At 64.1% G+C, this 21,887-nt stretch carries 14 protein-coding genes; 4 read left to right on the top strand and 10 right to left on the bottom strand.

Annotation, left to right across the window (positions count from 1 at the left end; genetic code table 11):
• Positions 1–17: 17 nt before the first annotated feature.
• Positions 18–515, top strand: coding sequence for a DUF2505 domain-containing protein (locus VUN84_05000; GenBank protein ID XAS65032.1), 498 nt, complete (start codon positions 18–20; stop codon positions 513–515).
• Positions 516–517: 2 nt separating this feature from the next.
• A complete protein-coding gene (locus VUN84_04995; GenBank protein XAS65031.1) occupies positions 518–739 on the top strand; it encodes a hypothetical protein in 222 nt (73 codons plus the stop codon).
• On the opposite strand, the gene VUN84_04990 is transcribed toward VUN84_04995, so the two are convergent.
• From VUN84_04990 to VUN84_04975, 4 genes are all read right to left on the bottom strand, one after another.
• Positions 736–1,191, bottom strand: a complete 456-nt coding sequence (locus VUN84_04990) for an SUF system NifU family Fe-S cluster assembly protein (GenBank protein ID XAS65030.1) — start codon at positions 1,189–1,191, stop codon at positions 736–738. The genes VUN84_04995 and VUN84_04990 overlap by 4 nt on opposite strands.
• A gap of 12 nt (positions 1,192–1,203) precedes the next feature.
• Positions 1,204–2,517 (bottom strand): SufS family cysteine desulfurase, encoded by a 1,314-nt coding sequence (locus VUN84_04985; GenBank protein XAS65029.1) that lies wholly within the window; start codon positions 2,515–2,517, stop codon positions 1,204–1,206.
• A 93-nt stretch (positions 2,518–2,610) separates the two neighbouring features.
• A complete protein-coding gene (locus VUN84_04980; protein ID XAS65028.1) occupies positions 2,611–5,184 on the bottom strand; it encodes a LuxR C-terminal-related transcriptional regulator in 2,574 nt (857 codons plus the stop codon).
• 131 nt (positions 5,185–5,315) lie between these two features.
• Positions 5,316–8,063: a LuxR C-terminal-related transcriptional regulator gene (locus tag VUN84_04975; GenBank protein XAS65027.1), complete on the bottom strand. Its 2,748-nt coding sequence runs from the start codon at positions 8,061–8,063 to the stop codon at positions 5,316–5,318.
• Positions 8,064–9,289: 1,226 nt separating this feature from the next.
• Here VUN84_04975 and VUN84_04970 point away from each other — a divergent pair.
• The gene (locus tag VUN84_04970; GenBank protein ID XAS65026.1) at positions 9,290–9,895 is read left to right on the top strand and encodes a CDP-alcohol phosphatidyltransferase family protein; all 606 of its coding nucleotides are present in this window, start codon (positions 9,290–9,292) and stop codon (positions 9,893–9,895) included.
• A gap of 93 nt (positions 9,896–9,988) precedes the next feature.
• On the opposite strand, the gene VUN84_04965 is transcribed toward VUN84_04970, so the two are convergent.
• The 4 genes from VUN84_04965 to VUN84_04950 all read right to left on the bottom strand — a co-directional run bounded on the left by VUN84_04965 (position 9,989) and on the right by VUN84_04950 (position 15,502).
• The gene (locus tag VUN84_04965; protein XAS65025.1) at positions 9,989–10,960 is read right to left on the bottom strand and encodes a GDP-L-fucose synthase; all 972 of its coding nucleotides are present in this window, start codon (positions 10,958–10,960) and stop codon (positions 9,989–9,991) included.
• Positions 10,953–11,987 (bottom strand): GDP-mannose 4,6-dehydratase, encoded by a 1,035-nt coding sequence (gene gmd / locus VUN84_04960; GenBank protein XAS65024.1) that lies wholly within the window; start codon positions 11,985–11,987, stop codon positions 10,953–10,955. Before gmd ends, VUN84_04965 begins: the two co-directional genes overlap by 8 nt.
• Positions 11,988–12,202: 215 nt before the next feature.
• Complete coding sequence (locus VUN84_04955) at positions 12,203–13,624, bottom strand: right-handed parallel beta-helix repeat-containing protein (GenBank protein ID XAS65023.1); 1,422 nt, start codon at positions 13,622–13,624, stop codon at positions 12,203–12,205.
• A gap of 336 nt (positions 13,625–13,960) precedes the next feature.
• On the bottom strand, positions 13,961–15,502 hold the full coding sequence (locus VUN84_04950; protein ID XAS65022.1) for a right-handed parallel beta-helix repeat-containing protein: 1,542 nt from the start codon (positions 15,500–15,502) through the stop codon (positions 13,961–13,963).
• Positions 15,503–15,639: 137 nt separating this feature from the next.
• Between VUN84_04950 and VUN84_04945 the strand changes: the two genes are divergently transcribed.
• Complete coding sequence (locus VUN84_04945) at positions 15,640–16,770, top strand: glycosyltransferase family 4 protein (protein XAS65021.1); 1,131 nt, start codon at positions 15,640–15,642, stop codon at positions 16,768–16,770.
• Positions 16,771–16,794: 24 nt separating this feature from the next.
• On the opposite strand, the gene VUN84_04940 is transcribed toward VUN84_04945, so the two are convergent.
• Together VUN84_04940 and VUN84_04935 are read right to left on the bottom strand one after the other, a co-directional pair.
• A complete protein-coding gene (locus VUN84_04940; protein XAS65020.1) occupies positions 16,795–18,249 on the bottom strand; it encodes a glycerophosphodiester phosphodiesterase in 1,455 nt (484 codons plus the stop codon).
• A 291-nt stretch (positions 18,250–18,540) separates the two neighbouring features.
• The gene (locus tag VUN84_04935; GenBank protein ID XAS65019.1) at positions 18,541–21,885 is read right to left on the bottom strand and encodes a PKD domain-containing protein; all 3,345 of its coding nucleotides are present in this window, start codon (positions 21,883–21,885) and stop codon (positions 18,541–18,543) included.
• Positions 21,886–21,887: the final 2 nt, after the last annotated feature.

Below are 21,887 nucleotides of genomic sequence, written 5' to 3'. Positions count from 1 at the left end.
CCACCCGGAGGACCCCCATGGCATTAAGCGCATCCACCCACCTTCCCCACAGCGTTGACCGCGTCACGGCGGTCTTCGTGAACGAGGACTTCCTGCGCCACACGAGTGCGCTCGTCGGCGGAACCCTGGAGTCTTTCGCGGTGGACGGCGATCCCGCCGGCGCCTTCAGCACCACCACGGTGCGCACCATCCCGACCGACCGGATGCCGGACATGGCCCGCAAGTTCGTCGGTGAAAGCCTGAAAGTGACGCAGCTGGAGAAGTGGGATGCCCCCGCGACTGACGGCTCGCGGCAAAGCACCATCACCCTGAAGGTCTCCGGCGCACCCCTGGACGTCAACGCGGTCCAGCGCCTCGTCACCGACGGCGGCGGCACCCGGATCGAGCTTGAGGGCACGGTCACGTCCTCGGTGCCGTTCCTGGGCGGCAAGATCGCCGACGCGGCGGAGCCGATGGTGGGCAAGGCCCTGAAGCTCCAGTCCACCCAGGCCCAGGCCTGGCTCGAAAGCCACTAGCGGTGGAGTTGCCGGCATTCCTGTCCGTCGTCCTGATGGTGGCGGGCGTGTGGTCTCTCGCCGTCTGGCCGCAGTTCCTGCGCCGGGTCCGGAAGGATCCCAGGGCCCGGGACGCCAACGGCAAAGCGACCCGATTCCTCACCGTTCACCTTGTCCTGGTCAGCATTTCGATGCTGCTCGGGGCGGCGACGGCGGCCATCGGGATTGCCGGCCTGCTGAGCTAGGGTGTCAGCGCCTGGGCCAGGGCGTCCTCGGCCGCAACCCAGGAAATCATGGCGCACTTGACCCTGGCAGCGTATTTCGCGACACCTTCGAAGGCTGACGCGTCGCCGAGGATCTCCGGGTCCGCGGCCACTTTTCCCCGGGATCGCAGGACCTCACGGAAGTTACCGATCACTGCCGTGAAGCTCTCCACGTCCATGCCCTCGGCAAGTTCGGTGAGGACCGAGGCCGACGCCATGGAGATCGAACATCCCGCCCCGTCCCAGCGCAGCTGGGCTACCTTGCCGTCGGACACCGCCACCCGGACGGTGATCTCGTCCCCGCAGACCGGGTTGAGCTGGTGGGACTGTCCGGTGGCCGCGTCCGCGGGAACGGGCGCCTCCGCCAGTCCGCTGCCGGTGCGCAGCTTCGCGTGCTCCAGAATGATCTGCTGGTACAGCTGTTCAAGGCTCATGGGGAAGTTTCCTTAGGCTCGGAAGTAGGCGCGGACCCCGGCGACTGCCGCGAGGAACGCGTCCACGTCCGACGTCGTGTTGTACAAGTAGGTGCTCGCCCGGGTGCTGGCCGTCAGTCCCAGGCGGCGGTGCAGGGGCTGCGCGCAGTGGTGGCCCACCCGGACAGCGATGCCTTTGCTGTCCAGGAACTGCCCGACGTCGTGCGCGTGCACTCCCGCGACGTCGAACGAGGCGAGGCCGATCCGTTCCTCCCCGGGAGCGGGCCCGAGGACCCGGACGCCGGGAATTGCGGTGAGCCCCTCGACGAGGCGTTGGCCCAGCAGGGACTCCCAGGCGTGGATGCGGCCCATTCCTGTTTCCGTGAGGTAGTTGGCCGCCGCGGCGAGCGCGATGGCCTGGGACACTTTCTGGGTTCCGGCTTCAAAGCGCTGCGGCGCCGGCAGGAACGCGGCACGCTCCATCGTTACAGTAGTGATCATCGATCCGCCGGTGAGGAACGGCGGCAACGCGTTCAGCAACTCCGACCGGCCGTACAGCACGCCGATTCCGGTAGGCCCGAGCATCTTGTGTCCGGAGAGGACCGCGAAGTCGACACCGAGATCCTTCACATCCAGCGGCAGATGCGGCGCGGACTGGCAGGCGTCGAGCACTGTCAGGGCGCCGGCCTTGCCAGCCATCGCCACCAGGGTCCTGACCGGGTTGATGGTGCCCAAAACGTTGGAGGCGTGGCTGAAGGCGAGGATCCTGGTGGCCGGGCCGATGATGCCTTCAGCAGCATCGAGGTCAAGTGCACCGGCGTCGTCGACGGGGATGAACCGGAGCGTGGCGCCGGTCCGCTCAGCAAGTTGCTGCCACGGAATGAGGTTGGCGTGGTGTTCCATCTCCGTGACCACAATCTCGTCGCCGGCGCCCAGCGCGAACCGTGCTGCCGGCGCCGCGGCGCCAGGCAGGGAAGAATTCAGAAACGCGTAACTGAGCAGGTTCAGGCCCTCGGTGGCGTTCGAGGTCCAGATGATCTCATCGGCCGCTGCGCCCAGGAAGGCAGCGAGCGTTTCGCGGGCGTCCTCGAAGGAGTCCGTGGCCTCGACGGCAAGGAGGTGGGCGCCGCGGTGCACGGCGGCGTTGCGCTGCTCATAGAATTCCTGCTCGGCCTCGATGACGCTCAGCGGATTTTGCGACGTTGCCCCGGAATCCAGGTAGATCAAGGGTTGTCCGCCCATGGCCCTGGCGAGAATGGGGAAGTCATTGCGGATCCGCAACACCTCATCGTCGGTCAGTGCAGGCGCGGGCAGCGCCTGGGACTCGGACGTGGGCACAAAAACCACGCTGGCCTCCTCGGATCGGGTCTGGTGGACTAGTGTCCATCTTCCCACGGAACGGCACCCCGCTCCGGGCGGGACCAGCTGGGGAGGCGGCCTTCAGGGCCGGCGCGAATCGCCGCCCGTGTCAATGAGGTCGATCCGCCGGCTGACGCCGAGTTTGGCGAAGACACGGTAGAGGTGTCCCTCCACGGTGCGCTGGGATACACAGAGCCGGCTGGCGATCTCGGCGTTGGTCGCTCCGCCGGACACCAGGTCCAGGATTTCGGTTTCCCGCGCGGTGAGTTCCGCGTCCTGCTCGGGACGGACGAGGTCGATGTGGGAGGCCATCCCGGCAGCTGTCATCCGGTTCTGGATCTTGCGCTGGACGGCCAGCAGCTTGCGCTTGTCTGTGGTCTCGGCCAGGCATCGTTCGGCCTGCTGGGCGGCTTCGAGGGCCAGCAACACGAAACCGGCGCGCAGTGCCTTGTCACTGATCCGGACAAGTTCGGCGTCGTCCGCCTGCAGCACCGCGAGCGCGTAGTCGTGCAGCATCCCGGCCTCCCGGCCCTCCACGGCCAGGCTGCTGCGGGCAAGTCCGTCCGCCGCCGCAGTGTCCCCGCGGCGCACCGCCAGCCGTCTGATGTCCGTCTCAATCCCCCGCAAGCCCTGCCGGCCGGCCTCTGCGGCCAGGCCTGCCAGGATCCGGCTCACGCCGCCTGCTCCGCCCGGAGCCTCGCTGGCCGCGGTGGAATAAGCGTCGGCGAGCAGCGGCAGCGCCCCCTGCCCGCGGTACCGGGACAGCCGGAACGCGGCCGCGTGGTCCTCGGCCTCACCCGGGTGGCCGACGACGAAGTTGGCGTACGCCGCGACTGAATGGGCAAAGGGCAACAGGTCCCAGGGATCAGCGATGGTGAGTTCTTCAACCCCGGGAACCAACTCGGCGATGCCCTCCGGCATCCGCCCTTGGCGGACGCGGGCGAGGCCGCGCATGAGATGCATGATGCCGCCGCTGAGCAGCAGCCTCGAGGGGTAATCGGCCTCGTACCCATCCAGCGCCGAACCGAGGGCCTCCCACTCCCCTGCCCAGATCAGGCTCAGGCTGTAGCGCACCAGGAGGTCTTCATAGACCAGCGGCAACGCGCGGCTTGCACTGCGCGCCCCGTGCCAGGCTTCGCGGGCCAGCCCCAGGCCTTCTGCCACCCTGCCCTTGGCACAAAGCAATTCAGCCAGCAGTGACTCCGCCGGAATCTTCAAACCCGGCCGCCCGCCCGCCGCCAGGATCAGCCGGTTCAGACCATTTTCCCGGTCCTCCGGTTCGTGGGCCGGCAGACCGTCCCCGACGCCCGCCATCGTGGCGACGGCCGCCAGGTCCAGCCAGGCAGGCCCCTGGAGCCGGGCGGACAACAAGGCAGCCAGGTAGCCGGTTTCCCCGGTCGGAACGGGATCCGCAAGCTGCAGGACGGCCGAGGACCGCTGGCGGTCACCGGCCAAGTAGTGTGCGTAGGCGAGCTGCAGGCGGGCCAGCGGGAGCTTGGCAGCATCGGACACCGCATGTGCGGCCCTCATCGCCGTCTGCGCGTCGAGCCCCACATTGGCAAGGCAGGCCGCTTCGAGGAGGCTGTCCGCTGGCACCGCCGCACCGCAATCCAAAGCCCACAGCACCCGGTTGAGGAATGCTTCCGGCGGAACTGTCGCCCCCGGGGGCAGTGCCACAAAGCTGGCCCGCAAGCTGGCGCTGCGGCCGGCAGGGACCCAGCGGCGGATGATCGCGCCAATGAGCGGGCTCGCGGGCTGGACCGTCCTGGCGGCACCCCTCGACACGGTAATGATCCCGGCCCGTTCCAAAGCGTCGACAGCCTTCGGGCCGCCGAAGCCCAGGAGCTGGCCGAGCGGAAGCGGTCCCGCCAGCGCAACTATCGCAGCCGCTGTCCGTTCCTCCGCTGACATGGACCGCAACTCGTGACCGATCAGGTCGGCAACCGGAACATCGGCCAGGACCGGGGGCGTGAGCAGGAACCAGATGCCCCGGCGCAGTCCGAGGGCCCCCGTGCTGCGGGCGTGCTCCACCAAGGACAGCAGCATCAACGGGTTGCCGGCGGAGGCGTCCGCCAGCACCGCACTGGCCCACGGCGAGACATCGGCGCGGAGCACTTGCTCGCAAAGCTGGTGCACCTCGGGCCGGGTGAGCGGCTCCAGATCAAATTTGGCCAGGATCCCGTCGTCCCAAAGGGCCAGGAATTCCTCGGGAATCAGCAACCCTGGCCGGCAGGTGGCCAGGATGATGGCAGCGCCGGTGGCGACTGCCTGCGCGACGAGCTCTGTTGTCCCGCGGTCCAGGCATTGGGCATCGTCGATCACAAAGAGCGGCTTGCTGGGCTCGGCCTTGATGTTGTCCGTCACGGCCTTGACGACGGCGGAGAACGAGTCCAGATCGTGGGCGGGCAGCCGGCCCAGATAGGGCGCCAACGCGCCGAACGGTACTGCCGACAGCGCCGGCGTTGCCGCGAGGCGAATCACGGCTGTTTGCGGATGGAGTTCGCGGATCACGGCCCTCAACACGGCCGTCTTCCCCGTGCCCGGGTTCCCAACGATGAGCGCGCCGGAGAGCACGCCGTCGCGCAGGCACTTGACAATGTCTTTGACGACGCCGGAGCGGCCCACCAGCGTGGCAGATTCAGTCAGGCTTTCCACCCGCTGCCCCTCCTGCCGGTCCGCAACGGATCCCGGCCCGCCCGGCCCGCCCGGGACCGTCCGACGCGTCCGGAGGCCCGGCGGGTCGGGCGGCGATGGAGCGGGGGCCCATCGATCGGGATCCGGGTCCTTCAGCCGATGCGGGCGTGTTCCACGGGTCCGGTGATGACATCTTTGAGTTCCGACCTGCTTGCGACGTGGAGCTTTGCGTAGACCTGATAAAGGTGTCCTTCAACTGTCCGGACAGAAACGTGCATCTCGTCCGCGATTTTACGGTTGGATGTGCCCGCGGCCGCCCGCACGGCAACCTCGGATTCCCGGGCTGTCAACGTCGAGCTCAGCAGCGAGAGTACACCGTTCCGGGGGTTGCCGAACCGGTCTTCCAGGGATTGCTGGGTGCGCTGGGCCAGTCTGAGGGAGATGCGGTTGCCCGCGTCATTGGCGCACGTAACCGCTTTCCTGGTCACGTCCCGGGCGAAGATGGCGTTGCCGGCCGCATCGGCGTCCTTGGACGTTGCCAACAGCTCCTCGCTGTCGGAATCCTTTAACCCGTCGGCAAGCCGCACGCACAGGCCAGCGAAGTGCCCGGTGACCTGGCCGGCGAGGTCGTTGAGTTTCTGGCTCGCCTGCCGATCTCCCAGCCGGGCCACCGCCGAGAGGAACTGCAGGCCGGTAGTAAGAGCCGAGGCGTCGATATCCAGGTCTGCTTCCAGCTTCATGGCGCGCAGGGCCTCGGTCTTCTGCCCGATTTCCGCCTTGGCGGAGAGCTCGAAGTACCGGGTGACGCGGTTCACCAGCCATGATGCCCGGGGCAACGGCTTTTCAGCGTCCGACAACATGGCGCCGGCGTTGTCCTCATCGCCCTGGAGTGCGAGGGCAAAGGCGCAGGCGGCGGCGGCGAGTCCGGCCACTGCGTCCGGATCCTGCACGCGCAGCTGCCAGACGCCGGACTGCAGACGCTGAAGCGCCCGCGTGAGCTGGCCGCGGTGGAGGTCCACGATTCCCTGCCCGATCTCAAACATTCCGCCCAACCGGGCCTGCTCGTCGCGGGATTCGGAGGTGGCGGCCAGGAAATCCGCGGCTTCCCGGAACTTAGCGGCCAGCAGCAGGAGTAACAGGAACCGTCCGCGGACTTGCCGGATCGTGGCATCGGACAAGTCCAGGCCGCCGGTGGCGAGGATCACCTGCCTGCCGAGCGCAACAGCGCCCAGAACGTCCCCGGTGACCGCTTTGGCCTCGCTCAGGACGCTCGCGGCTACAAGCTTCGTTTCGCTGCCCAGGTCAGTGGAGTCCAAACCCTGGAGAATTAGCAGGACATCAGTGAACCGGCCCTCGAAGGCGGCCAGCTCGGCGTAGGCCAAGCGCACCCGCTCGGCATAAGCCAGGCGCACCCGCTCGGCGACCGGGATGCCCTCCGCACCCGCTTCATTGAGCCGCCGTTCGACCTCCTGCAGCCTGGCCAGAGCCCTTGCCGCCGTGGCCGGGCTGCGCCGGTCCAACTCGGCCCACAGCAGCTGGAGCGACGCCCACTCTTCCAGCGCCAATCCGTCACCAATCCGCAATTCAGCATCTGCCAGGACGCGTCGGGCCGCTTCAGCATTGCCCAGGGACGCCAGCGCTCTGGCGGATTCCACCGCCACGTCGGCCAGCTTCTCCTGGCCCGCAATTTCCCGGGCAAACCTCAACGCGGACTGCGGGTCGGATACCTTGTTCGCCAGACGGGCCGCCGCGAGGGCAAGTCCGGGTTCCACGTGTTCTCCGCAGTCCAGTGCCCACGCGACCGCGGTGGATCCCGTGAATTCGTCGAGGTCCTGGTCCTGGAGCACAACCCCCAAACGGCGGCGCAGTTCCGCGCTCCGGCCGGGCGGCACCACACTGGCGACAATTCCTGCTGTGACCGGGTTGGCGATGCTCACCATGGGCGGGTGGTCATGGCTGACGGCAATCAGCGCCCGTTCCTGCAGTGTGTCGATGTCCTGCGCCTTGGACACGCTCATCAGGGTTTGCAGAGGCAAAGCGCCGGCGAGCGACAACAGTTCAAAGACATCGCGCTGGCCGGGGCTAAGGCGGTTTAGACGGGCTTTAAGCACGTCCCGGATCTCACCGGCCAATGCCACCGGCTTATCACCCAGCACCCAGGAATCCCCGCGGCGGACGATGGTGCCGACTTTGATCTGTTCCCGCGCCAGGGAATGCAGGAAAAGCGCGTTGCCGCCGCTTGCATTCCACAGGGCCCGAGCCGCTGTGTGCGAGAATTGGCCACCGTACTCCCGGGCGAGGCTGTCGGCTGTTTCGCTAAAATCGAAGGGTGCCAGGTCCACCCTGCGCAGGAGATCGTCCTTCCAGAGCCCCATAATGTCGGTGCCCAGGTTGGGCAGGTCAACGCAGGCCGCCAGCAGCAGGACGTGTCCCCCGGCGCAGAGCTGGGCAACCATCATCGTGGACAATTCATCGAGGTCGTGGGCGTTGTCGACGAACAGCACGACGCTCCTGCCCTGCGCCCGGGTGGCAAGCAACTGGGTCAAGCCACGGAGCACCATCAGCGGATGCTCAAGATGGGAGGCGTCGAGCTCATTGAGCAGGACACTGAGGGCACCGTACGGCAGCTTGGAGGAGATCGAGCTGCCCCGGACATGGACCACCAAGTAGTCCTCACCGAGCTGTTCGAGCGCCCGTTGGGCAATGAAGGACTTTCCTGCCCCGTGTTCCCCGACTATCACGGCCCCGCAGCCTGATCCGGACGTCAGCGCCGTGACCACTTCCCCGACGGTCTGGTGGCGCGTGTACTGTTTCTCGAGCCGCCTCCCCTGGCGTTGGACGGCTGAAATCGTATCTGTTCTGCCGCTGCCCGCAGGCACGGCGGATTCTTGCTGAAACATGTGAGAGACCTTCGCAATCAAAGTTTGACTACCGATAGGTCCAACATATTGATGCCGGTAATCTACCGGATGCGTAAGAGCTACTCGAATACCTGTGTAGCGGCAGCCTCCCTGCTACGTGGTTGTACTCAGTAGCTGCCGGGAGCCGCACGCTTCAAACCAAGTAGTGCGGTCCGCCGAACCGCGACGGGGTGCCGACCGCGGGGGAACGCAGTCCGGGCGGACTCCGCTGCGGGCCATCACAGTGCTGGCACGGCCGCCCGGTTATCGGGCGGCCGAGCCAGGACTGGGGCCACTGGAGGCTTGGGGAGCCGACGGCGGCTGGGGGGAGGAACCTCGGTCTCAGAAGGTTCCGACGCCGTCGGCTCCGTCTAGGGGGTTCACGCACACGGCGGGAACCATTCAGGGAGACCGTTTCGGAAGGGATCTGTTGTTAGCTGCACCAGGGCCGACCATTGTCCACGCGCTGGTGGTCCCGGTAGCTTCATCGGGTACCGGGCCGCTGTTGCTGACATGGCTCCACCGTTCGAAGTTCCTTGGGGGATCCCTGGTCGGGATTCCTCGTCAGGATTCTTTGTCCGGTGGTTTCTGGTGCTGACTACAATTTAGCGAATCGGACGCCACCCGCGCACCGGTAGTCCGTACTCGAATTAGCGGGGTGGCTGCGAAGGAACCGCGAGCGAGGGTACTTGCCACCTCGCCCGGGCATTGGGTCGCGCACGGTCAGGCTACGCGGTCCCCGTACCCGGGAAACGCGGTCCCTACTTGCCGGGCCTCCGCAGTTACCCGCATGCTGCTGAACCTGGGCGGCAATGCCAACCTGTTGCCGGCATGGAGGCAAGGACATCACTGCCTGATCGCCGCTGGGACGCTGTCCGGAAGTGGCACCAGGAAGGACATCACCCGGGTTGGAAGGCCATAGCTGCGCTGACGCGCCGGAGAAATAAACGGCCCGGGAAAATAGTCGTTCCCGCAGGCCGGTGCCGCTACGATGACTGCATGCAATGGAAAAAGTCAGCGTGCAGGCTTCGGAAACTGGCCGCAACCGAGGTGTCGCCGTGCAGGTAGAGCAGACCGGGCCGCCGCTGGCCCCGTCGTCCTCCCATCACCAACTGGTTCAAGCCCTCCGGTCAAAGCAAAAAACGTCCAAGGGCGCGTCCGCCTACGCACGTTACTTAAACCGTCCTGCGGGCCGGCATTTTGCCGCGCTGGCTTACCGGTTGCATATGACCCCCAACGGAGTAACAGCGGTCAGCGCCTTCTGCAGTTTCGCCGGTATTGGGCTGATTGCGTTTGCTCCGGCAACGCCGGTCGTCAGTGTATTGATCGCCCTGCTGCTCGTACTTGGTTACGCCCTGGACTCGGCGGACGGGCAGCTGGCCAGGCTGCGCGGCGGCGGAAGCTTTGCAGGTGAGTGGCTGGACCACGTGGTCGACGCGGTCAAGATGGCGTCCCTCCATCTGGCTGTGCTCGTGGCGTGGTACCAGGGCTACGCCGAAAGCAGCGCCTGGCTGGCCGTTCCTTTGCTGTACCAGCTCCTTGCCGTCGTGCTGTTTTTCGCGATCATCCTGACCGACCAGATGCGGCGGGCGCACCGCGGTTCCACCGCTACCCGTCTGGCCGGGGAGGGCAGCTCATCAGTTCTTTACTCCCTGGCCGTGTTGCCCACCGAATATGGAGTGCTGTGCCTGGCATTTCTCCTGTGGTCTATCCCGCCGGTATTTTCGGTGGTCTATGCGGTTTTCTTTGGAATCAACGCGTGCTTCCTCCTGCTGGCGTTGCCCCGCTGGTACCGCGAAATGCGCAGTTACGGCGCAGCCGACAAAGTCTAGGAAACACCCCTCACGAAACTGCGGAGGCAGGAAAGGCCCGAAGCGGACCGCCGCCGGCTGCGGACCTCTCCTTTTACCCGATGTTTCTTGACGCTATTGCCGGACCGACTCCTGCAGCCGGTACCACTCCACGGTCTCCGCGATGCCCTTCTCTAAGGGAATACGGTACTTCCAGCCCGCGTCCGCAAGTTTGGAGACGTCGAGCAGCTTCTGCGGTGTCCCGTCCGGTTTGGACGCGTCCCAGTCGGTCGATCCGGCAAAACCGACTGCATCCGCCACCAGGCTGGCAACTTCGGCGATACTGACATCGGTCCCTGTGCCTACATTGACGTGCTCGGGGCCGTCGTAATGTTCCATCAAGTGCAGACAGGCCTCAGCCATGTCATCGACATGCAAGAACTCTCGGCGCGGCGAACCGGTGCCCCAGTTTGTCACCGAATCCACGCCGGCGGCCACGGCCTCCGTGTAGCGGCGGATCAGCGCCGGGAGCACATGCGAGCCTTGGGGCGAGAAATTGTCTCCCGGGCCGTACAAGTTGGTCGGCATGGCCGAGATCCAGGCCCTTTGATGCTGTCGCCGGACCGCTTGGACGTGGAGAATACCGGCAATTTTCGCAATGGCATAGGCGTCGTTGGTCGGTTCCAGATGCCCCGTGAGGAGGTATTCCTCCTTGATCGGCTGAGCTGCCATCTTGGGGTAGATACAGGACGACCCGAGGAACAGGAGCCGTTCAACTCCTGCCTGCTGGGCCGCATCGAGCACGTTGACCTGGATCTGGAGGTTCTCACTGAGAAAATCTGCGGGATAGGCGTTGTTGGCCATAATCCCGCCGACCTTGGCGGCCGCCAGGACGACGTACCGCGGCTTCGCTTGACGAAAGAACTCGAACGTGGCGTTTCGGTCTTTCAAGTCCAGTTCATGGGACGTGCGGCCAACCAGGTTCGTGAACCCTCTCCTTGTCAGTGTGCGCCACAGCGCTGATCCGGCCAGTCCGCGATGGCCTGCGATGTAGAAGGATGCACCGCGGTCAAGGGGGCCGGGGATGAAAGAGGGGGCCTCAGGCATCCCTGCTGCCCCAGCTGCCCAGGTCCACCGTGTCGATCCAACCACCGGGATGCTTCAAAGCCTCCATGTCGGCATCCACCATCAGGCGGGCCAGCTCAGGAGTCTCCACCGTGGCCTTCCACCCGAGCTTCTCCCGTGCCTTGGACGCATCGCCCACGAGCGCGTCCACTTCCGTAGGACGGAGATAGCGCTCGTCGAACTCGACGTGGTCTTCCCAGTTGAGGCCGGCGTGGGTAAAGGAAATCTCCAGGAAGTCACGAACCGTGTAGGCGGCACCCGTCGCGAGGACGAAGTCGTCAGGTTCCTCGGCCTGCAGCATTCTCCACATGCCTTCGACATATTCGGCTGCGTATCCCCAGTCCCGGACCGCGTCGAGATTGCCCATGTACAGGGTGTCTTGAAGCCCGGCGCTGATGGCTGCCACGGCCCTGGTAATTTTGCGCGTAACGAAGGTTTCACCGCGTCGGGGTGACTCGTGGTTAAACAGCACGCCGTTGACAGCGTACATGCCGTAGGCTTCCCGATAATTCTTGGTCATCCAGTAGCTGTAAACCTTTGCAGCTCCGTAGGGGGAGCGCGGGTAGAACGGTGTGTCCTCGCTTTGTGGCGGCGGCGTAGCGCCGAACATCTCCGACGAGGATGCCTGGTAATAGCGGGTTTCAATTCCCGCCAGGCGCACAGCTTCGAGCATGCGCACGGAGCCGACGCCGGTGGTGTCGGCCGTGTGTTCCGGTTCGTCAAAAGAGACCCGGACGTGCGATTGGGCTGCCAGGTTGTATACCTCGTCGGGTTTAATTTTCGCGATCAGCGTGACGAGCCGGGCTCCGTCACTCAGATCCCCGTAGTGGAGGAAGAGCCTCGCATCCGGCTCGTGTGGATCAACATACAGGTGCTCTATCCGTACTGTGTTAAAGGTGGACGCCCTCCGAATAAGGCCGTGGACCTCGTAGCCCTTCATGAGGAGGAGTTCGGCCAGGTACGAACCGTCCTGGCCCGTAATACCGGTAATAAGCGCGCGTTTAGCCACATGGTCCCCCGAAGTCTCGAACGATGATGAACGGCAAATGTCCGGACCCCGGTCATAAGGGCTCCACACGATCTGTGCTGTCATGATAGATGACGCAGATCACACATGCGAGCGTTTCTCGGCATTCACGAGGCAAGATATGAAGGATTGCCCACCCCACACCGGCTTCTGCGGCGGGTGCGATCGCGCTCCCGCCGCAGAGGCCAGCAGCGGAGTTACGTGGCTGGAACTACCCGTCCGTTGCGCTCCTGACCGGCGGCCTGAAGGGAGGCGAACGTGATGTAGGACTTGTTCCACGAGAAGCGCTTGGCGCTCGTGGCGTCCATCCGGTACGTGTTGTAGTCGAAGCGGTTGTTCTTCGCGGTGTAGTACGTTGTCGGCGAAACCGGAGACAAGGTGCCCAATCCCTGAACGCCTTCGCCTGTCCGGCTTCCCGTGGCGAGGGTAACGTCGTTGTGGTGGACGTAGAGGTTGTGCAGGTCGTAGGCGCCATAGGTACCGCTGCCCCGGCTTCGCATCTGGGCGGTGATGCCGTTCTGGTTTTTTCCGAGGACGTTCTGCCTGATCTCCACATCAGGTGAGGAGTTGACATTGATGGCGGCTACGGCGTACAGCGAGTAGTCCATTCCGCGTCCTCCGCCGGTCGCCAACCCGTATCCGTTGCCAGTCAGCCTGTTGTCGCTGATGAGCGCCTTGTAGCTGATCTCATAACGGATTCCATCTGCGTAATTCGTGTTGATGGAATTCCCGAGAATGTTGACATTGATATTGCTGATATCAAACCAAACACCTGTGCCCCGATTATCGTGGACGTTGTTGCCGCGAAGCATCACACCGTTGGAGTAGGTGCTCTTGAATCCTCCAGCTTCCCAGTCGGCCCCCCAGTAACCGCCGGTATTGTTCCGGGCAATTTCATTGTTTTCCACCACGGTGTTGTCGGAGGAGTAATGTGCCATACCAAGCTGGCCATTTTCAATCATGGTGTTGTTCCGGACGACAGCCCTGTCCGCGTTGGAAAGTTGCAGCCCAATACCGTGGTTACGCTTGAAGACGCAGCCCTCGATGACCCAGTTGGCGCCGCCAGCCATGACGGCACCTTTTTGGGACGGGGTGGCAAAGTTGGTGAATGTCAGGCCACTCAGGGTGACCCCGTAGGCCCCGGAGTTGATGGCGTGAGGTGTCCGGGCAATCTCGGTGGTCGTATTGGCGGGATCGCTGCCCAGCCACGTGCGGTTGCTCTGGTAGTCCTGGTAGAAGCCGTTCGCGCGGAGATCGGAGAGTTGCATCGCACGGGTCAGCGCAACACCGTTCCGGTACACCTGCTCCCGCTTCTGGCACGGATTGGCAGCCGCGCCGCTGTTCACTTCGCACTGGCCCGGGTCCGCGTAGGCTGCGGGCAGCAGCCCGTTCTTGTACCAGCGGGCATTTGAGCCATCTTTAAGCCATCCGGTCACAACATTCGAGCCCTTGATGACAGCGGTCCCTGCGCCGCCCAGTGCGAGCAGTTTCTGACCTCGTTTGGGACTGATGGGGCTGCTAAGCCGGTATGTGCCAGCCGACAGCCCGATGCGGGCACCTTCCGGTGCGCCGTTAATGACCGCTTGAATCGAGGCGCCGGCGGCGACGGTGGCATCCACGACGGGGGTGGCTGCGGTGGACGGGGCAATAAATCCGAGGCTGAACACAGCCGCAACCGATGCCACGGCAAGAGCGCGGAGACTGGGTCGGGGACGAGGAGATTTGTGGTTGAAAATGAACATCGGAGGGGGGACCTTCATAAGAAGTTTTCTTCCTGTTGGCGAGTCCGAACTTCGGGCTCGGGCGCGACTCCCCCAGCGAAAACCGCGCCCCGAGCACACGAACGGCATTACGGTTGCACACTCTAGCGCAAACTCGTTGCACAACAGCACCCATCGGTCGTTGACATCACCCTCTGACTACTGTAAGGCGGCGTCGCGGTGAGGTGTGTTTCCTCAGGCCGGGGTGACTGCCCCCACGGTGTCATTGCCGGCCCCCTGCCAACCCGCAAAATTCAGGGAATCACCCTTGAATTTGAATCTGGGTGCTGCGGGATCCGGAAGGACGTATCGATTGTTCTGAAATCTGACGCTGCCGGGGCCCGGTGGAAGCGTTGGCGAACCGGACTCAACATAGCCGGTAGTCGCGGTGTCCGGGCCCCGCAGGTCAACGAGATTATCCGCGACCATCACATTTTCGAGCACGTATTCGCCCCACGGACCGTCACCCCTCGGGCGGGCTTGGATCCCGATTCCGTTGAGATTGCCTGCGACGTCATTGTGCTCAATGGTCACAGCGCTGCTGGTGTTCACGGTGATGCCCGCCCCGGTCAGCAGGCCGGTTCCAGCGCCACGCTTGAGGGCGAGTCCGTTGCCGGTGACGGTGTTGCCGGCAATGCGCCCGTTGCGGCTGATCTCGTAACGGACGCCACAAGCCGCATTTCCCCCTATCGTGTTGTCAGTAATGGCCACGCGGTCACCTGCAAGGTCAATCCAGATGCCAACGCCAAGGTTGTCCGAAACGTCATTGTTGCTGATGGTTGAGGACGATCTGGTGACCTTAATACCTCCCGCTTCCCAGTCGGCACGCCAAAATTCTGCAGTGTTGTTGTTAGTAATCCTGTTGTTGTCAATGCGGCCATTCTGAGAGCGGTATTGACCTAAACCCAGCTGCCCGTTTTCCCTAATATCGTTGCCCGTGACACGCGCATTGTCCGCCTGTGCGATCATGACCCCGACCCCGTGATTTGACGTGATGGTGGAATCGCGGACGGTCCAGTCCTTGCCCCCGATCACTAACGCACCCTGCTGGGGCAGATTGGCAAATCCCCGAATGGTCAGGTGCTCAATGACCACTCCTGGCGCACTGGAGGTCACTGCCGTTCTGGTGCGGGCCAGCGTCGCAGCCCGGCCCGCCGGATTTTGGCCGAGGTAAATGACATCGGCAGCGTAGTCCGCATAAAAGGTCGTGGCGTCGACGGCGTTTTTCTTCATGACGCGCCGTACCGGTTTTCCATCCACAAAGAGGTCCTCGGCGACCTGGCACGGATTGGCTTCAGTGTCCTCACACTGCCCGGTCTTCTCATAATCTGGAGGGAGATAGCCTCGGGCGGACCACATCGCCCCGTCCGGTTTCCAGCGCTCTACCGGGATGTCTCCGCTCAGCACCGTATTCTCACTGCCTCGGAGAGTTTGTGAAGCTTTGGGCCTCACGGTCCGGGCCACTCTAAAGAGCCCAGAAGCCAGGCAAATGACAGCCCCCTCCGGTTGATCATTCACCGCAGCATCCAGGTCTGCTCCGGGTTCCACCGTAACGGTGCAGGGTGCTGCCGGAGCACTGCTGGTTTCGGTGGCCCGTGGTCCTGCATCGGTCGCCACCGGAGTGGTTGTTGCCGGGACTTCCGGCGGACTCGTCGAAACGGCCCCGCTGCAGCCGCTCAGCACCAATGAAACGGCGAGCAGCAAGGCAATCGGATATCCGAATTCACCACGGATCACGTCGACATCCTTCTCTAGCAAGAACCGATCGGATCCGGTAGCATGCGAGCTAATTCAGCCCGCCTAACGAACGGAACCATTTGCGCATCTTATTGGTCCACAACCGCTACCGTTCGGATCATCCTAGCGGAGAGGACATGGTAGTGGAGCAGGAGCGCAAACTGCTTAAGGATGCCGGGCATGAGGTGGCCGAATATATCCGCCGCAGTGACGACATTTCCGGCATGTCGGTCGCCCGTAAAGCAGAGCTGCCGCTGCGGGTCACGTGGTCACTGCAGGATCAATTAGCGATGATGAATGAACTGCGGCGGCAAGATTTCGACGTTATCCATCTGCATAATTCTTTTCCGCTGATCAGTCCGTCTATTTTGGCCGCCGCCCGCCAATCTCATGTTCCAGTCGTTGCGACCCTCCACAACTACCGCCTTGTGTGCGCTGCCGGAACGCTGTTGCGCGACGGCGGTCCCTGTTTCGAGTGCCTCCACGGCTCACCGCTGCCGGCGCTCACACATGCGTGTTACCGCAATAGTCGCGTCGCCACCGCTCCGCTGGCTTTATCGATTGGAGCGCACCGCGCCCTGGGAACCTGGCAGCGGGGCGTCAAGCGCTTCATCGTGATGAGCAAATTTGCCCAAGGGATCATGACGGAGGCTGGTTTACCGGCCGAACAAATCACCATAAAGCCCCATTTCATTCCGACCCCTTCCCGAGTCCGGGAGGGAGAAGGAACCTATGGGCTCTACCTCGGACGGCTCTCCGTGGAGAAAGGCGTCGCAACCCTCATCGAGGCCTGGGACCCCTCGCTTGGGACCTTGATGATTGCCGGTGACGGCCCGCTGCGCCAAAAACTGGAAGAGCAAGCAGCCCGGCACGGCAACTCCGTCCGTTTTCTCGGTTCGCTGGACCGCCCCGCGGCCCTGGAATTACTGTTGAATGCCCGCTATCTTGTCAATTCGTCGAAAGCGTTTGAGACTTTCGGACTGAGCGTAGTGGAAGCGTTTGCCCATGGCGTTCCCGCGGTGGTGCCGAATCAGGGAGTGTTTCCGGAACTGGTCCGCAATGGCCAGAACGGCTTCACCTTCCAGCCCGGGGATCCGCTGTCCTTGCGTCGGGTGCTGCAAGAGATCAGTGACCCTGCAGTCTCCGTGCGGCTCGGGGCGGCAGCCCGAGTGGACTACCTCTCCCACTTCACTCCGACGGCCAACTTGGACGCCCTTGAAGCCATCTACGGCGATGTCGTTGCGCACAAGGGAGCTCCTCGCCCCTGACATGTCCGGGGCGGGAAGCTCCCTTCAGCCGACCTCAACCTGCCGGAACTCTACCGGCTGCTTTCCTTGATAGTTCTTGGTGAGCCCGAAGTAACCGCCCCGGTAGGACGCAGTGCGCGCTACTGCGCGGGTCTCCTTCCCGTCGAGCCGGGCAAAGGTGATCTCCCGAGGGCTGACATCCACCCGGAACCGCATCCACACACCTGCCTCGGGCGCATCCGATCGAGCCTCGCCCAGCAGCTCCCCGTCCAGCGATCCAGCTTCCCGGGCGAAGAGCCGCAGGGTGCCCGCCTTATCAATGCTGACGTGGTAGCCGGCCACCGTGGCTGGCACGGTGGGGCGGTACGGCTGATCATCGGCCTGGCCGAACGCGATTCCGGCGGAGCCGCTCTTGTCCGGAACAGCCATCGGCCACCTCATGTCAAAAGAAAGCGAGTAGGTGTCCTTTGTTACGGGGCACATGGATCCGAGCGTGTAGCTGGAGCTGGCCTCATTGTTCAGGCTGACGGAGGAAAACTCCGGCTGCAGCGTGGGCTGGTAGCTCGGCGCCAGGATCCAGGGCAAATCTCCGGCGGCCCGAACACCGGATGCGAAATCGTCCCGCGTGTTGATTGGGTTGTTGCCGGCGGCGTAGGGAAAGTTCGAACACATAAGCCCCGCGACGCCCAGTGCCCTCACCCGTTCGCGCATCCACCGGGTATGGATCTCCCAGCAGATCACCGGCTTACCGTAGGCAACGAGGGCCTTAATCTCCTCGTCGGAGGCGCCGTGATAAATGCCCAGAAAATCAAAGCCCGCCGCGAAGTCCGCAAACCGGATCTGGACGTTGTCAACAAAGTAGCCCCACGCCTTATATCCCCGCGCTTTGGCCTCCGCAAGGTGTTTGGCGGCCGCGGTCTGCTTCCACACAAAGTGCTCTCTGGAATTTGGATAGCTGTCCATAAGATCCAAGAGGGCCGTGGTATTCGTACCTTGCTTGTCCTCAAGGAAAATGACGCTGGTGGCTGCGTGCGCATCCAGCACATCCTTGAGTCGTGGAATGGTCGCGAGCGGTGCCTTCGGCCCGATCCAGGACCGCGAGTCATTGCGCAAGGTCCCGAGTTCCTCAAAAGTCACCTCGCTGATCAGCAGGTTCCGGCCCGTCATCCGTTCGGTACTGAGGTCGTGATGGCAGACGAGGACTCCGTCACTCGTGGCGGAGACGGAGACCTCAATTGCCTTCGCACCGGATTGAAGGGCGTGTGAATAGGCCTCGGCTGTGTGTTCGGTCCAATTGTCACCCGACCCGCGGTGGGCGATGTAAAACGGCGTTGTGGACATGAGGTCCGTGAGTGTGTGCACCCGCGCTGCCGGCGGTGACCCGCCGGCGCGGGCCCCTTCGCTGTTCGGCACTTCAGCTCCGCCACAGGCAGTGAGCAGCGCCCCGGTTCCCAGGGCCGTCAGCAGCTGGCGCCGTGACAGGGCCCGGCTCGGGGGCACGTTCTGAGATAGTTTGCTAGGGAACAAGGCGTTCTGCCCCTCTGTAGGGCGTGCGTTCGGGGGTACCGGGGCGCCCGCACGTCGTCGTCGCTCGCCCAAGGGCCTCATAACGACCCCTGGTTCGGGCCAAATACCCGCCGGGTCGGCGGCTGGCCGGGAAAATTACCGGCCCGCCGCCGAGCCCCGCACCCGTCACCGGACCGCGTGCGTCCGCATTAATCGGCACCGGACGCCAACCGTGGGCGCCGGCTCCGCGGGCATCAATGGAAGCTTGCACGGTCCGGTCCTTTCTCAACGCGGAGTCGTCAGGGAGAAATCGGACACCCGGGCCGTAACGGGAGGGTTTGATGCTGAACCTGATAGCTGTGCCCGCACACCCGTGTAGCCGGGCGCTTGCAGTGCGGCCGTGGTGTCGGTGGCCTCAAGCTGCCATGCACCCGGTTCCGCACCGCTGGTTGCCCACAGTTTTGCCTTGATGGCGGTGGTCCCCTGACCCGTGACCTGGACACGGACCCCGAGCTGCTGGCTGTTGGTTCCGGTCAGCCCTGCGATGACGGTTTCCGGCGTCAGGTATGTCTCGGCACCGGCCGCGGTGGTCCTGACAATGGCGAAGGTCATCTTCCCCGCCGAGGTGAACCGGACCTTGGCACGGTACTCGCCCTGGTTGGCAACCGAACGTCCCACAGCGGCCAGGTAGACTCCACCGCCGGTGGCCGGCTTATCGAGTGAGACTTTGAACGAGAGATCTGTATCGGTTGCCGTGACATTCTTCAGATAGGCGCCCGGCGCGTTCCCCGGCCCCAGCATGATCCACTTGCCGACCCCGCCGGAAACAGAATACCGGCTGGCCGAACCCAGCACTGTCCAGGCTCCCCCGGTATCGGCCGTGCCCAGACCCTGTGCGATAACCCGGGCGAAAGTGTCCTTGGCGAGCACCGAACCAGCGGGAGCGGCCTCGGGAGTGACGCCCCGGGTTGCTTCGGCTGTAGCGCCCTTGTCATCGGTCACCGTGAGCTTGACGTCATAGCTCCCAGCCGTGGTGTAGGCATGGGTCACGGTCTTGCCGGTGCCCGTCGCCCCGTCGCCAAAGTCCCACTGCCACGAGGTGACACTTCCGTCCGGATCCGACGAGGTCGACGCGTCAAAGGCACAACTGAGCGCATCGCACGAGGCGGTCAGCGCAGCCACCGGCGCTTCGTTCGGAGCCGTGACTGTGACCGGTTGCGTGACGCTGCTGCTCGAGCCAAGGTTGTCGGTCACGGTCAGCCGGACCTGAAAGGTCCCGGCTGTTGCGTACGCGTGCGACGGCGTGGTGCCGACGTCGGTCTGTCCGTCGCCGAAATCCCACGCCATTTCCGAAACAGTGCCGTCGGGATCGGATGAGGCGGAGGCATCGAACCCGCAGCTTAGCCCCGTGCACGCTTGGCTGAAGGAAGCAACCGGGGCCTGATTGGCGCTGCCGAGGTTGTAGTGCCACTGGACGTCCGAGGAGGTCAGCTGGATCGGGTAGACGGCCACTTCGTCAACGCTGCCCACCATGGCACGCGATGCGGGCTGATTCGGCCAGCCGTTGAGGTTGTCCGCTCCCACCCGCCAGTAACCAGCGTATCCCTGCGCAGCCGCCGGGGTATTGGTGCCTTGACTGACGCCGTCCACGAACAGTTCGGAACGCCCCGGCACCATGGTGGCGACGACGTGATGCCATTTCCCGTCGTTAAGTGCGGAGCCGCTGGTGACCGTCGTGGCTGAGCCGGTCCATACACCGAAGACCACCCTGCCGTCGTTCTGCATGAAGATGTGGCGGTCGTAACTGCCACTCTGGTCCGCCTGGCTGTTACCGAAGCCGACGATCCGTCCGCCGGAGGTGGTGGTGGTCTTGATCCAGGATTCCAGGGAGAAGGTCTGCGGACCGGTCTGGGACACGCTGCTCGCCATGCTGCTGTTGCTGTCCGTCAGATCAACGGACGTGGTGCTGGCCAGGATCCCGGGCCCGCCCAGGTTCATGGTCCGGTAGGTTCCGGTGTTGCTGCCGGCGGAATCTGCCGCCGTCGTTCCGCTGGTCTCCTCAAAGCGCCAGAAGCTGCCGGCGCCGTCGCCCTTCACGGTGTCCTGATAGCTTGCGGACTGTGAGGCAACAGTGACATACGGCGTCCAGTAGGACTGGACCGCGACGGTACCGTCGGATGCTTCGATCCGGTAGGCCGCTTGTGTACCCGGGGTGAGATTCTTGTCAATGAATGTCAGCGTCGGGATGTCCCAGAACCGGGACCGGATGACCTGCGTCAGGATCGGCTGAGTGCTTCCTGCCCGGTAGAGGTTGTAGGTCAGGTTTTCATCGTCCTTATCGGTCGTAGCCTTGAAGGTGACCTTGACTTGGCCCGGGCGGGTGCTTGAGGCCGACGGAGTCAAGGGTCGTGTCGGGGCTGTTTCCGGATCTGCCTGGAACCTCGTCACGCCCTGCTGGACGGCCCCGTTGACCGTGGTGAAATCTCCACCAACCCAGAGCTGTTTGCCATCGGTGGCCATGGCGAAAGGACCAACCTTGGTCACTCCCGCCGCATTTGTCTGCGGGTACCAGCCAGCCAGCTTTCCGTTGTCGGGGCGCTGTACCAGCAAGTAGCGGTTGCCAACCTGGGGGAAGTCTCCCTCGCTGCTGCAGTCGTGGGCATGCGAGCCCTTGTAGAGCCAGCCTCCAACGAGGGCGATTGCTTCCGTGGCACCGAGGCAGTTGTTCTTCCACTTCAGCGCGCCGCTGGTGAGGTCCGCGGCCCACGTGCCGTCAAAGCAGCCTCCGCCGTCGCCGGAGTTGGCGAAGTAGACGGTGTTTTGGTCCGTGATGATGTCACGCACAATCGAGACGCACCCGGCGCTCTTGGGCGGAACCGCCGTCGCTGCCGGGAAAGGCAGCAGTGCACCCTCCGCGCTGTCTACAAGGCCGACGGCCCAGGAGGGAAGTCCACCGAGTGTGTCGAACGCACCGCCCACGTAGACCTTGCTTCCGTCGGGCGCAGGGCGCACCACCTTGACGTCGAAGTTTGCGTTCGGGTTCCAGGGCAGAAGGGCCCCGTCGCTGGCCTGCACAGCAGCCAGCCGGTTCCGGACGGCGCCTGAAACGGCTCCGAACGACCCGCCAAAGAAGACTTTTGTACCCTGCGCGGCGATCGTAGCCACGCGGTAGCTCACGTTGGGCCGGAAGTTCGACACCAGAGTCAGGGTGTTGGTGTCAATGGCGGCGATCCGCTGCCGCGACTGCCCCGCGATCTGGGTAAAGTCGCCGCCGACGTAAACACGGCTTTGGTCCTCCGACGCCGCCAGGGACCAGACCTTACCGTTGGGCTGTGGCGCAAAGGACAGCAGGTTTCCGGACGCGGCATCGACGACAGCCAGATAGGTCCGGGAGGTTTCCTGGGTCCCCGCGGCTGCACCAGGCGGCCGTACTGCGGTGAACTCGCCGCCGATAAAGACTTTGCCCTTGGCGTAGGCCAGAGCCCGGACGGTGTTGTTGGTCTGCCACATGGGTGAGCTCGTGGCTGACAGCGCCGTCTCCCGTGCGAAAGCAGGCGAAACAAGTCCTCCCAGCAGCAGCAGCAGGGCTGCCACAACTCCGGCGGGGCGCAATATGTGTCTTGTGTACATCG

This window comes from Micrococcaceae bacterium Sec5.8, from assembly GCA_039636775.1.
In the GTDB taxonomy this organism is placed as follows: domain Bacteria; phylum Actinomycetota; class Actinomycetes; order Actinomycetales; family Micrococcaceae; genus Arthrobacter.
The sequence above is the reverse complement of the archived record's forward strand: the minus strand, read 5'-3'. Positions and strand labels throughout refer to the sequence as shown.

Excerpts from the sequence above, each read along its gene's own strand:
- VUN84_05000 (XAS65032.1), top strand. The coding sequence starts at position 18 with ATGGCATTAAGCGCATCCACCCACCTTCCCCACAGCGTTGACCGCGTC.
- VUN84_04990 (XAS65030.1), bottom strand. The coding sequence starts at position 1,191 with ATGAGCCTTGAACAGCTGTACCAGCAGATCATTCTGGAGCACGCGAAG.
- VUN84_04975 (XAS65027.1), bottom strand. The coding sequence starts at position 8,063 with ATGTTTCAGCAAGAATCCGCCGTGCCTGCGGGCAGCGGCAGAACAGAT.
- VUN84_04970 (XAS65026.1), top strand. The coding sequence starts at position 9,290 with ATGACCCCCAACGGAGTAACAGCGGTCAGCGCCTTCTGCAGTTTCGCC.
- VUN84_04965 (XAS65025.1), bottom strand. The coding sequence starts at position 10,960 with ATGCCTGAGGCCCCCTCTTTCATCCCCGGCCCCCTTGACCGCGGTGCA.
- VUN84_04945 (XAS65021.1), top strand. The coding sequence starts at position 15,640 with ATGGTAGTGGAGCAGGAGCGCAAACTGCTTAAGGATGCCGGGCATGAG.
- VUN84_04935 (XAS65019.1), bottom strand. The coding sequence starts at position 21,885 with ATGTACACAAGACACATATTGCGCCCCGCCGGAGTTGTGGCAGCCCTG.